Source organism: Oleiphilus sp. HI0061 (genome assembly GCF_001635675.1).
Window position 1 is genome coordinate 1 of record NZ_LWFE01001334.1, and the last position, 13,309, is coordinate 13,309.

Annotated in this window: 9 protein-coding genes; 4 read left to right on the forward strand and 5 right to left on the reverse strand. The window is 45.9% G+C overall.

The annotated features are described in order from the left end of the window. The coding region (locus A3735_RS21085) for a VCBS domain-containing protein (protein ID WP_197485962.1) at window positions 1–1,141 on the forward strand (1,141 nt) is incomplete at its 5' end. A 488-nt stretch (window positions 1,142–1,629) separates the two neighbouring features. Here the strand turns inward: A3735_RS21085 and A3735_RS21090 are convergent. From A3735_RS21090 to A3735_RS21105, 4 genes are all read right to left on the reverse strand, one after another. After that, window positions 1,630–1,860 (reverse strand): hypothetical protein, encoded by a 231-nt coding sequence (locus A3735_RS21090; protein WP_156499503.1) that lies wholly within the window; start codon window positions 1,858–1,860, stop codon window positions 1,630–1,632. Beyond that, a complete protein-coding gene (locus tag A3735_RS21095) occupies window positions 1,857–3,215 on the reverse strand; it encodes a TolC family outer membrane protein (protein ID WP_197479380.1) in 1,359 nt (452 codons plus the stop codon). Before A3735_RS21095 ends, A3735_RS21090 begins: the two co-directional genes overlap by 4 nt. Before the next feature lie 154 nt (window positions 3,216–3,369). Beyond that, window positions 3,370–4,677, reverse strand: a complete 1,308-nt coding sequence (locus tag A3735_RS21100; protein ID WP_197469720.1) for an HlyD family type I secretion periplasmic adaptor subunit — start codon at window positions 4,675–4,677, stop codon at window positions 3,370–3,372. Continuing rightward, window positions 4,670–6,922 (reverse strand): type I secretion system permease/ATPase, encoded by a 2,253-nt coding sequence (locus A3735_RS21105; RefSeq protein ID WP_068508260.1) that lies wholly within the window; start codon window positions 6,920–6,922, stop codon window positions 4,670–4,672. Before A3735_RS21105 ends, A3735_RS21100 begins: the two co-directional genes overlap by 8 nt. A gap of 143 nt (window positions 6,923–7,065) precedes the next feature. Here A3735_RS21105 and A3735_RS21110 point away from each other — a divergent pair, with 143 nt between their 5' ends. The 3 genes from A3735_RS21110 (at window position 7,066) to glnG (ending at window position 10,486) form a co-directional block, all read left to right on the forward strand. Next, complete coding sequence (locus A3735_RS21110; protein WP_068508262.1) at window positions 7,066–7,647, forward strand: hypothetical protein; 582 nt, start codon at window positions 7,066–7,068, stop codon at window positions 7,645–7,647. Between the two features lie 255 nt (window positions 7,648–7,902). Next, window positions 7,903–9,030, forward strand: coding sequence for a nitrogen regulation protein NR(II) (glnL, locus tag A3735_RS21115; RefSeq protein WP_068508264.1), 1,128 nt, complete (start codon window positions 7,903–7,905; stop codon window positions 9,028–9,030). 4 nt (window positions 9,031–9,034) lie between these two features. Next, on the forward strand, window positions 9,035–10,486 hold the full coding sequence (glnG, locus tag A3735_RS21120) for a nitrogen regulation protein NR(I) (protein ID WP_068508266.1): 1,452 nt from the start codon (window positions 9,035–9,037) through the stop codon (window positions 10,484–10,486). Window positions 10,487–10,571: 85 nt separating this feature from the next. Here glnG and A3735_RS21125 read toward each other — a convergent pair. Next, a partial coding sequence (locus A3735_RS21125; RefSeq protein ID WP_068638580.1) for a LamG domain-containing protein occupies window positions 10,572–13,309 on the reverse strand: 2,738 nt, incomplete at its 5' end.

Below are 13,309 nucleotides of genomic sequence, written 5' to 3' on the forward strand. Positions count from 1 at the left end.
CAGCAAATCCCTTGGAACTCTGCACCGAAGCACTACTGAAGACATTCACTTTGAAGTAAGCGGCCAAGTTGATACACACTATGAATTTGACGAAACCAGTCATGAAACAGCTTATGGCCAAATCAATTACAACAGCGACGGCAGCTGGCAATACACGCTAGACAACAACACTTCGAAAATTCAAGAACTGGGGGCAAACGACTCCCTTATCGACAGCATCGACCTAATCAGCAAAAGTGGCGACAAATTTACCCTCAATATCACCATACATGGGATTAACGACAGCGCAACAATCTCTGGCGACAAGAGCGCTGAAGTTTCAGCACTAAGTAACTATAGCCCTGGTGAAAGACCCGAAACGATCAGCGGCACGCTTACTGTTAAAGACCTCGACCAAGATGAAGCCCAAATGCTGGCTGAAGACATGGTTGAAGGCACATACGGCTTTGTAAGTATTTCCGCTAGTGGCGAATGGACTTATTCGCTCAATAGTGAGTCAGACGCAGTAAAAAGCCTTCATCAAAACGACACTTTGCATGACCTAATCCCGCTAAAAAGCGTGGACGGTACTAATCAACTTCTCAAGATCACTATTTTTGGCGCCGATGACAAGCCTTTTTTAAGCGGTGACAACTCTGAAACGATCGACTTAGCCAATGCCACTTACGCCGAACAGAAGCTAAACATCGACGACCCTGACTTTGGTCAATCTCACTTTATAGCAGCCGAAGACATTGCCACACGCTCTAACTATGGCACTGGTAGCATTGATGAACACGGCAACTGGCGATACGAACTAAATACTAACAACCCGAAAGTCATCTCTTTGGGTGAGAAGGAACGCTTGTTTGACACATTTGTTGTCGAAAGTGTTGATGGCACGACACAAACAGTCATTATAAAGATTGAAGGAAGTGATCAGCCACTCTTTGCCAACAACAGCTCCAGCAAGCCAGAGACCCTAGAGTTAAATCAAGTTCTACATGATGACACAGAGAACGACCTAGAAAGCGTATTCGGAAAGGCTAACTCTAGCCATCAGTCCACGGGCGAGACCCTAGACAATGCCAATACAAGTGCAAGCGAGATTTTACAGCAAATTACTCAGCAAAATCTTCAAGACAACAACCTCATTACTTAAGAGAGTTGAAACTCTAGGCACTGTAAAGTGTAAACGCAGCACTCGAACTGACTTATTGAAAAACAGATTGCGACCAGAGCATGGCTTAGTCGTGCAGACACCAGAAGAAAACCTTGGTACCAAGTATGAATTTGGTCGAATAGTATGCTTTAACGGACGTTGAAACGATTTGAACTTCCAGAACTTCCTGGGTTACCTTATTCTAGAATTCATCCCCCAAGGAATGCTCACCACAGTAGTCATCCTCGCGTAGGCGGGGATCCATTGTTTTTGACCGAAACCTTATTAATTCGATTACTTCTGTAGCTTCAAATGCTGCCTATTAATCAAGACACTGGATTCCCGCCTACGCAGGAATGACTGGTTTTTTTTTGGGGGGGGGCTTGAACGTCAACTTAGCGAACTTTCAAGGCTTTGATATTTTGTTTGGTCATGTCGCGCTCTGTATTACAAGCTGTAAAATCGGCTTTGAGCCGATACATATAAAATTAGAGCGTATCGCCCTCCGATAATATAGACACATTCACCTGGCCCAATTTTTCTCTCAGCTTTTCTCTATCAACAAGCTTAGCCTGTACTGCGCTAGGCAGTTCGGTAAACAAAATAATACCTTTCTGCACCAGCAAGGAGATGAGATCTTCCGTCACTCTGGCCAAGTCAGCATCGCTATTCTGCAGCGCTAAAAATAAAGCCTCCTTTTCTTGCTGATCCATCATCATGCCCTTTCGTCCAGGAACTTAGTTACTTTAGGGGATATCGTAATATTTTGAGACAAGTGATCCAGCAAACTACCCTGCAGGTACAACAGCTCATACTTAATCAAATACAAGTCATATCGCGCCTCACTACTTAAACGCTTAGCATTTAATAGTTCATTCTCGGCATCCAGCAGATCAATCAAGCTTCGCTGGCCAATATCAAACTGCTTAATGTAGGCTCGCTTGGTGTTTTCTGCCGATTCTGCATAATCCTGAAGTAAGGCGTAACGAGTCGATAAACTCTGGTAACGATGCCAAGCCTGCTCAGCCGCTAAGCTTAACTCACGCTGCGCATCTTCCATGCGATACCCTGCCCGCTTAACACGCAGAGCAGCCTTATTCTTAGCCGCTGAGTCTCGCCCACCGTTGAATAAGTCATATTGCATACGCAGCATCACAAAAGCATCATTATTTCGCCCTTTAACACCATCAAGGTTATCATTCCAACTCGCACCAGATTCCAGATAAATCGAAGGTAAATTAGTAGACTTCGCTGCCGAACGCTCAGCCTTGCTCGCTCGAAGCGCTCGCGCTTCAGATAATAACTGAGGATTCTGTGAGGACACCTCTTCCAATAGCTGTTCCAGCGAATTTGGCATCGATAACAAGCCTGGACTAAAAGCCAAAGATAAAGCAGGCCTTGAGCCTACAACTCGAAAATAAGCCGCCTCAGCCGCTCTAAGCTTAGCCTTTGCTGCCTCGACATTTGCCAAAGATAAAGATAAACGCGCACTGACCTGACTTACCTTGGCTCGGTCATCTTTTCCCAAACGAGCTCTCATACCCACGTCTTTCGCAATCCGTTCATGAGTTTGCAGGTTCGCAATATGATCCTCAAGAGCAAAGTTCGCACGCATAACATCCAAATGCGCCTGCACAGCATCATAGGCTAGCGTTTCTGCCTGAGAGCGCATCGCTAGACGTCGTGCCTGCCCCATCTCTACGCCGCTTTCACGCTGCCAATGAGTTTGAAAGCCATCAAATAACATTTGCCTTAAGGCAAGTGAAGCTTCTCGGCGCTCCATTTGTTCAGAGCCACTTCCCGTCAATGACCTTGTCGAAGTGTTATTACTATGCTCACGCCCGACACCTAGAGATAAAACAAGCTTAGGTAGAAACGCAGACTCCCGTTCCTCGATGTCCGCCATCTGAGCATACAACTCGCTGACCATTGCTTTAAGTTGCGGATGACTGGCTAAGGTTAAGCTCACGCTCTCCTGAATGCCACGAACTGCCGAAGCTTTCTTAGACAGCCCTGGCTCATCTATAGTGTTCGAGAAACTTGAATCTAGCTCTTGGGAAAAAACAGGGGCCACGCTAAAACAGCCTGTGACAGCTAAGCACAAGAACAAGCGCGAAAGAAACTGCATTTTATTATTGCCTCTACGTTAACAACCAAACTGGTTGCTACTTATTATTATCTATCCGTAGATAAAACCCTGAAAAGTTGCATAGTGAGCAAGTCAAAACTTACTGTTCGGTCAGCGCAACCTGCCGGGCTTTTAATATTGGTTTCAAGAGATACGTCAGCAAGGTTTTCTTCCCTGTCAGAATATCTACTTGGGCAATCATACCAGGAATAACCGGAAGGAGCTTGTCTCCGAACTTCAAGTTATTATCTCGCGTCTTGACGCGTACCAGGTAGAAGCTATCACCTTGTTCATTTGTACTGGAATCAGCACTAATATGAACCAGCTCAGCTTCGAGCCCTCCATAAACCGTGAAATCATATGCGGTGAATTTTACCATTGCTTTCTGTCCAGGGTACAGTCGTGCAATATCGGCAGGGCGGACTTTTGTCTCAATTAGCAAAGCATCCTCCATCGGGACAACACTCACCAAATCCATTCCCGGCTGAATAACCCCACCCAAGGTGGTCACCATAAGCTCTTTAACGATACCATTAACAGGCGATCGAACCTGGGTTCGGTCAACCCTATCCTCCAATACATCGTGACCTTGAGACATCTGAGCCAGCTCTGCTAACACATCATTTAATTCAAGACGAGACTCAGACCTAAAGTCCAACTCTAACTGAGCTCTACGATTTGTCAGCTCTTTGATAGACGATTCAATTTGCGGCAACTTCAGCTCAATATCTGAGGCTCTCCCCTTGGCCTCCAAGACACTCTTTTCAGACCTGATCAGCTCCACCTCAGAGACAACCCCTTGCTCAAACAAAGGCTCCAATATTGCCAACTCCTTTTTCACCAGCAACTCCTGCGCTCTAGACTGACGAAGCTGACCTTGAAGCTGATCCAATAATTGGTGTTTCTGCTGAATTTGCTGACTTATTATTACTTTGGAGGCTCTTAACTGTTCAAGCCTTTGAGTAAAAAGCGCTTGCTGCTCTCTCACTAAAGCCTGGTCATCACGAACCAGAGATTCAGAAAAAGAAAGCTCTCCGCCTTGCGCTTCGGCTCGCAGCCTTTCTGAGCGAGCCTGAAGCACTCGCACTACCTGTTCACGCTCCCGAAAACGGGAAGCAAGCTGCTTATCATCCAGTTTTAATAAAACCTGACCGGCTTCGACTTCCTCACCTTCCTCCACCAATAATTCCGAGAGAATGCCACCCTCAAGATTCTGGACCAACTGCAATTGCTTCGAAGGGATAACCTTACCTACACCACGAACCAACTCATCCACCTCTGCATAAGCAGTCCAGCAGATAAATGAAAAAGAGATCAAAATTATAAGCCACAGCAAGCGTCGTGACTTTATGACATTACCATGATCATTTAAGGCTTGAGTGATAGGGGTTGAACGGAACTCAGTCATTGGAAACACCTCCCTTTCCATGACCTTGTTTATCATTGTGAGCACTTTGGCTCCCTGCCTGAATCAAGCCTCGCTTGAGCGCATCCAAAACACTTTCCTTTGGCCCATCAGCAACAATTTTTCCTTGATCCATCACGATAATTCGGTCCACCAGGGCCAGCAAAGAAGCCCGGTGCGTGCTAAGTAGCAGCACCTTATCCTTAGAGATATTCCGAATATTATTGATGATCATCTGTTCTGTCTGATTATCCATTGAAGAACTTAACTCATCAAATAACAATAAGTCAGGGTCATTGATAAGCGCTCTAGCGATTGCCACACACTGCCTCTGCCCACCAGACAAGCCTTTCCCTTGCTCTCCTATCGGCATATCCAAACCCATCTCATGAGTTTGAACCAATTCCGACAAACCTGACAATTCCACCGCTTTAAGCAAAGCTTCCTGCGGCACTTCTGGAGCCTTCATTAGAATATTTTCACGCAGACTACCGCTAAACAGGGTAATTTCTTGGGGAACATAAGCAATAGAAGACCTTAGCTCACTTGCGTTCAAGTGCTGAACCTCGAAGCCATTCATTAATAATTGACCACTGTCAGCCCTGCCAAAGCCCAGCAACAACCTAAGCAGTGAACTTTTTCCAGAACCAATCTTTCCAATAATCCCTACTTTTTCACCTGCATTCAAAGATAGATTTATGTCCTTCAGCACCTTAGGCCCACCCGAGTACGAAAAGGATAAATCTCGCACTTCGATACTTGTTATTTTGCCCCCCAAACTCAGCGATTTAGAAATATCTTCTAATTCATCATCACGCCGAGATAAATCGTCCAAGCCCTTAAGCGCTGACCTTGCTTGTTGGTATTGAGATATCAGGTTAGCAATCTGGGACATCGGCGCTAAGGCGCGAGAACTTAACAGCACACAAGCAATCAAAGCGCCTAAACTCAGAGCTTGCTGCTCAATCTGATAAACACCGACAATTACAATCGCCATGGTTGAAAGCTGCATAACGGACGCAGATACGATCGATACAGAGTCGGTCAGATGCTTGGCTCTTACTCCTAGTAGCGACATACGCACCAGCGCTCTCTCCCACAAGCCCTGCTGACGCCCTTGCGCATTAAGGGACTTGATCGTTTCAATGCCGCTTAAGCTCTCAACCAAAACACTATTTTTTTCAGCGGCTGCCTGCTGCATCAAATCAACCACTTTTTTTATCGGGAAATGCACAACGTAACCATAGAGCAAGAGGAAAGCAGCCGCTATTAAAGGCACCAAGGCCAGCTGCCCACCCACAGAAGCGATAACCAATAGAAAGATAATGGCAAAAGGAACATCTGCGAGCGCTGTCATTGTCGCCGCAGTAAAGAATTGTTTGATCGAGTCAAACTCTTTCACCTGACTGGCAAGTGAGCCCACTGACGAAGGAAATTCTTCGAGCCTGATATTCAAAACCTTGGAAAATAGCTTACTCGACAAAACCAAGTCTAAACGCTTACCGGCCTGTTCCAAAAACACATGTCGAAGCAATTTTACCAGCAGCTCAAAAACGATCACTAAGACCAGACCTGACGCCAAAACCCAAAGCGTCTCGATTGCCTGATTGGGAACTACCCGATCATAAACATTCATGACAAACAATGGCGCAGCCAAAGCAAAGACGTTAATCAATAAAGTAGCTGCGATGATATCCCGATAAACACTGCTTAAAGCTCTTAGCTCCTGCCACATCCACGAAGCAAAACCACTTCTTCTTGGCTGGTCTAAGGAACTGCTCGTATGCGCCTTTGGAAATACCGAAACCAGCTCTGCAGAGATTTTCTCCTTAAGCTCAAACTCGCTCCAATAAGCCTGCCCCTCTCCCTCAGAGCTAAAAATTTTAACGCTATAAGCACACCGGGAAGTATCGTAGCGCTCAATCACGAGCCAAGCCTCATCACTCCCTTTAAGCTGAGCAAGGCAAGGCAAGGCAGCCTTATCCAGATCCGCCAAATCCATTTGGCGGCACTGTAATTTGCCTTGGCTATGAACCGCTCTCATCATACCGCTACTTGAAGCTCTTTCGTCTACGGGTAAGCCGTGCAAAAACACCTCACGTGAACAAGCAAACCCAGCTAGCGCCATGACATGCAGATAAGCATTTTGAAGATAACGCGATACAGCTACTTGAGCAGGCTCTACTGCTTCAGCACTCGATACATTCGCCGCATTGTCATAAGAGCTACTGGCGGAATTATGGGACAAAGAAAAAACCTCAAATATCAAAAATAGCTCATCAAATTGTGAGCTAAACTATAGATGAGCTTTAGAAGCGAAAAGACTCTCTGTTACACTGCTTCTTCAAAGCTTTTTCTAACTATAGCAGTTATTTAACGAGGGTATAGACTGTGCTTACACAAGATCAATTCAAGACTAGCAATTTGTTGATCGCCATAAAGGTTACTTTATTGGCTTTATTGTTTTTCGTCAGCACGAGTAAGCTGTATGCCGAAGAAAGCACCAGCACAACAACCGTCTATAAAGTCACAAAACCAGATGGCAGCATATCGTACTCAGACCAACCACAAAGCAACGCCGTCACCTTGGAAGTCGAACCCGTTCCAACCATACCTGCACTAAAACCAAGCCCCATAAGTTTTAGCTCTGCACCTACAGACGACAGCTTTCTTTACCAGTCACTTGTTATTAGCGCACCAATAGACCGGAGCGCACTCCACTCAGGCACGGGTGACATCACTGTAAGCACCATATTAGAGCCTTCATTAAGAGCAGAGGACAAACTGCGCTTTCTGCTGGATGGTGCCGAAGTTGCATTACAAAAAGGGGCGAGCTTGCTGCTAACAAGCCTAAATAGAGGAACACACACGATCACGGTCCAAGTTATCGACCCACAAAACAAGGCTCTTATCTCAGCCAGTAGTCAATTTACAGTTCATCGACCTATCGCCAGAGCGTTCAAAATTAACTAACACATAGAGAGCACCAATAGGGAACACCCCAAAAAAGCAATGCACAAAATTGGTGCGCACATCCTATCTTCATCTATACTAAACCAAGAGCCCTGACACGCAAGCAGTCGGGAGCTCGCTAAATAGCTACTCTCTGAACATATTCGACGCCACATAAAACATTGGTTTGCTTCTTGCTTTGGCTATTATAGTTCGCCCCAGGCAAGAGCAAGCCTGTTTGCATGTAATTTCGTCTTTCAATGGATACAAGCTTTAATGACAACCAACCTGTTCTCAGATGCCTACCAACAACGCATACTCGAAGGCTTGTCGACTGCTGTTATCCTTATTGATGCAAATTACCAGATTAAATTTATCAATCCTGCTGCCGAAATGCTCCTGCAAGCCGGTTACAAACGAATACTATCCAGCAAGCTAGATCACCTCTTTATTAAACATGAAGAGCTTTTGTTTGACGAGTTCCAGGCCATTATTGATGGCGGGCACTCATACACTCAACGTGACTGCGAGTTTATTCTACACAACGGCCAAGAGCTTCTTGCAGACTGCTCGGCATCAAAGTTCTCTCAAGATTCTCAGGATTTACTGCTGATCGAAATGCAAGCAAAGGATCGTTTGAAGCGGATCAGCCGTGAAGAACAGCTGCATGAGAACCAGGAAACAGCTCAAATCCTTGTTCGTGGCTTCGCTCATGAGGTTAAGAACCCTCTCGGTGGAATTCGGGGTGCCGCTCAGCTACTTGATGCAGAGCTGACCAACCCAGAGCATCATGAATACACACAAATTATAATGAGTGAGTCGGACCGGCTGAGAAGTCTGGTAGATCGAATGCTCGGCTCTAATAAAGCCCTCAAGCGTTGTGAAACAAACATCCACGAGATCCTTGAAAGAGTTCACACCCTGATTCATGCCGAATCTGCAGGCAAAATTAATATTATCAGGGACTACGACCCAAGTATTCCCGAATTCCTGGGCGATAAAAGTCAGTTAATTCAAGCGTTTCTGAACATTGCGAAAAATGCACTTCAAGCACTGTCTGAGCAAAAAGACGAAAATCCTTCACCTCAGATTGTCTTGAGAACGCGAACTCTAAGGCAGTTCACTATTGGTCATACTCGACATCGACTGGTACTAAAGGTTGATATTATCGACAACGGCCCAGGTATACCAAAGGATTCCATTCAGAATATTTTTTACCCCATGATCAGTGGGCGCGCAGAAGGTACAGGTCTGGGCTTATCCATTACGCAAAGCATATTTACCAAGCACGATGGCTTGGTCGAGTGCGAAAGCAAACCAGGTAAAACCGACTTCATTATTTATATCCCTATCGATAGCACGCGCTCACCTAAACCAACAAACGTTTCAAGTATCTCGGAGTAACACTATGACAACAAAGCCACTTGTATGGATCATTGATGATGACCGCTCTATACGCTGGGTACTTGAAAAAGCACTAGCAAAAGAAGACTACGAGCTTCGCTCTTTTGAAAGCGGTGAAGGTGTAGTAGAACGACTTTCTAGCGAGAGCCCTGATGCGATTATCAGTGATATTCGTATGCCTGGCATTGATGGGCTTGCACTACTTGAAAAGATTCAAGCTAATAATTTGCATCGTGGCGTACCGGCAGTTCCGGTCATTATTATGACCGCTCATTCCGACTTGGACAGCGCTGTTTCCTCCTATCAGAGTGGCGCTTTCGACTACCTACCCAAACCCTTCGATCTAGATGATGCCGTCGCACTAATCAAACGCGCCATTGCTCACTCCCAAGAGCAAAAAGCACAGAATATGCCTGATGCACCGGAGCTCAATGAAGAAAATACTGAAATCATTGGTAAAGCTCCAGCGATGCAGGAAGTGTTTCGCGCTATCGGCCGCTTATCACAGTCAAATATAACGGTTCTGATCAATGGCGAATCAGGAACAGGTAAAGAACTGGTCGCTCGTGCTTTGCATCAGCATAGCCCCCGTGCACAGTTACCATTTATTGCCTTAAACATGGCTGCAATTCCCAACGACCTGATTGAGTCTGAGTTATTTGGTCATGAGAAAGGTGCCTTTACAGGTGCTGGAGGACAGCGCACCGGACGCTTTGAACAGGCTGATGGCGGTACACTTTTCCTCGATGAAATCGGAGATATGCCTGCCGATACGCAAACCCGCCTATTACGTGTACTTGCAGATGGTGAGTTTTATCGAGTCGGTGGCACCACACCCGTTAAGGTTAACGTTAGGATTATCGCTGCAACCCACCAAAACCTTGAAGGTCTGGTTCAAGAAGGTAGCTTCCGGGAAGATTTATTTCACCGTTTGAACGTTATTCGCGTTCACCTACCTAAACTATGCGACCGAAGTGAAGACGTCCCCACCCTGGCGAACTACTTCTTAAGCAAAGCAGCTGAAGAGCTCTCGGTCGACATCAAGCAATTACGCCCTGAGACCGAAGAGTACTTAAGTGCCATGCCCTGGCCAGGTAATGTTCGACAGCTAGAAAACACCTGTCGCTGGTTAACCGTCATGGCTAGTGGTAGAGAGGTTCATGTATCAGACCTGCCGCCAGAATTATTAGATGAAGATAACACTGCTCCAACAGCAAGTACTTGGCAGGAAGCCTTGCGAAAGTGGGCTGACCAGGAACTTAAAAAAGGTAATAGTGCCATTCTGGATCAAGCTGTTCCCCAGTTTGAGCGTATTATGATCGATACGGCATTGAACCATACTGGCGGACGACGTAGAGATGCTTCCCAGTTATTAGGCTGGGGCCGGAATACGCTTACCCGTAAAATCAAAGAGCTTGATATGAGCTTTGAAGAGAGTACTGAGGAAGAGGATTAAGCCCCTCCCTCCGCATTACTCTCATATTTTGTAGGCAGCGGGTTCCATCCCGCGCTATGCCCAAACCTTGGAGCACGACCTAGAATCAGTTACTCACTTCTCGCCAGTAAATAATTCTGTCGTGGCCTCGATATTGACCAAACTGCGCCTCAACAAAGGGGTGCTCATCATCCAGAGCGCCATCTCCGTCCCAGTCAAAACGCAACCATGGCAATGCAGATAAGTCCTGATTAACTTGAACTTTTCCAGCCCCGCCGACTCCTGGAGCGCTGAAGCTAAAGTTTTCATTTTGCGCATCATCGAGAGGAGCATTCACACTTAAGGTAGTTAACTCTGAACCCACAAGAATATCTTCTAAGCTCGTAGCACCACTACCTAAAGGTGTAACAGTTGGAACAACTGCGGTACATTGATCATCAGTATGGGCAACAAAGGTTCCGGCGCTAGAATAATATTGGGGGTAAGCCTTCATTTTTAACGCTTGAGTATCAGGCCCATAGGCATTCTCCATTTTCCACCGTCCTTGCCGTAATTCTGAGCTAAATTGGAAACCAAGCGCTGCTAAATTACTAGTGCCTGTCACATCATCATCGTCTTCCAAAGTAACGACCAAATCAATATCTGCGTCAAAAGGAACGATATTGGTCCCTGCAGGTCGATCATAACTGAAGTTAGGGTTACTAGAGTGGATAAGTAAGCTAAGCGTTCCATCAATATCTGTTGTCGCACCATAACTTATATCTCCAACTGGCGAGGATAATGTCGCCGCCGTCGCTGCATTATCGGTATAGCAAAAACCCTTAACGCCTACACTACCACCACAAGACTCATCTAGCTCCAGGTTTGCACCCAAGCGCCAAAAATCACCTTCATAGTTTTGTGTAATCGTGCCATCAGCACGTACAGCACTTATCGTCAATTCAGGGACAGTATTCCATTGAAAGGCCTGATTCATATAAGTGAAGGGCGATAGTCCAACGACATTACACGCTGGGGCAAAATTTCCTCCTGTGACGGAAAAGCTCACATCAAAACGATCAGGGATAAACCGACCAACATTACCACTTGTACCACCGCTGACGACTTCACCCGCATAATCGGGCACGGCATAGGCTTCCATAGTGAAAACCCCCACCTCATCTATTTGTTGCGTCACCGACACAACACCATCATCTGCCAATGTAAAGGCCACATTGCTCTCGGCAACATTGGCATTAACACCACTTAGCGGTGCAATAAGATTACTACGCAACGATATTGGCGAAGGACTGATATAGCTCTCAGCCGTTGTTGCGCTTGCATCCGCGCAGACAGCTCTAAGCTGCTGAGTAAAATTATCACCGACCGTTGCAAACTCACTGCAAGATCCAAAAGGAGAAGAACAACTTGGCGCGCTCGGTACAGTCGACTCAATCAAGGAAGGAGAGACAACAAAGGCATTAGACATAAGACCTTGCATAAGTGGCGTTTCACTGAGCCCATCCTCATGTTCAAAGTTAATAGACAATATTTGTCCAGCATCTAAATGCCTAACGTCAAGATCTGCTACACCTTGATCAAAATCTAAAGTCAGATTATCACTAGCAGGTAAACTGTTAGCGATAAGCGTGTTATTAAGGCTTAGGGAAGTCCTGGCCGTATCTGCAATAGCGGGTGACTCATCAGATTGATAATTCACCTCAAACCATGCTTTTAAATCTTTACTCCCGTCAAAATCAGTCAACACTGAACAAGCACTACCACTTGGTTGAGTTTGACCGACAGCGGTTAATGTCATCGATTCAGAATTACCACAAACAAAAGAGGCCGGGTTGGTGGCAACAAATCCGTAAGCACTAAAGTTTGTACCCGGCGTTGCGGTAGAGCTTACACTCTCTGCAGTATCTTCGGCGGTCACGACCACACCATCAACCGCCCTCTCATGGAATAAAAAGACCGTTGCTGCACCGCTTTCAGAGCCATCCAGAGTGAGACCCGATATGGAGGAACCACCGCTAGCAGCATCATAAAACTCGCTATTTGAATCATCATTGGTACTTAAACCAATCGTACCAACATAGTCAGTTTTATCAGTAACACCATCCGCACATACAGCTTGAATACTCACTTCAGCTCTGGAACTCGGGCAGGCTAACCCATAGTCAGGCTGAGTAATCGAAAAACTACCTAAAGAACACGAGCTACAAGCATGAGAGTCCCCCATAGCCGTTCCAATTTCTGCTTCAGTCAGCACGCTATCGTAAACTTTAATCTCATCCAAACGGCCATAAGCTGAAGCGCCTGGTGTTAGATAAGTAGATGAATTGTCCCCGAAGAAGATATTTCCTACATCACCCATAGTGCCGTTAGATGAAATTGACGATGAGGCAGCAGAGCTTCCATCAACATATATATGCAATTCATCGGCAGATAAGTCCCAGGTTACGCCAAGATGAACCCACGTTCCCGCAACAACTGAGTTAGCACTTGTGTATAAGTTGAAATCAAGATCCGCGCTATCTTCCAAGGCAAATCGTAAGCGACCATCATTTAATTTTGCCAAGAAGAAATACTTATCGTTAGAATTTCCTATGACATCGGTAGTTGCATCAATTAAGGTCTTATCTCCACTCCCCACCCAGTTCTCTTCAGCTCGATACCAAAGCACAATAGTCCCTTGACTCCCTACGTCTGTGTCCAAGTCCAGCTGTGAGTCAATGGCATCAATCGTTGCTGAATTTGAGTTGTCGGGAATAAAACTACCTTTACAAACCTGGCCGCTGGCATGGGACTCTGCACTACCGACACTTAATCCCGCATTACCGTTACCCGAATAATCCTCGA

Excerpts from the sequence above, each read along its gene's own strand:
- glnL (WP_068508264.1), top strand. The coding sequence starts at position 7,903 with ATGACAACCAACCTGTTCTCAGATGCCTACCAACAACGCATACTCGAA.
- A3735_RS21100 (WP_197469720.1), bottom strand. The coding sequence starts at position 4,677 with ATGACTGAGTTCCGTTCAACCCCTATCACTCAAGCCTTAAATGATCAT.
- A3735_RS21090 (WP_156499503.1), bottom strand. The coding sequence starts at position 1,860 with ATGATGATGGATCAGCAAGAAAAGGAGGCTTTATTTTTAGCGCTGCAG.
- glnG (WP_068508266.1), top strand. The coding sequence starts at position 9,035 with ATGACAACAAAGCCACTTGTATGGATCATTGATGATGACCGCTCTATA.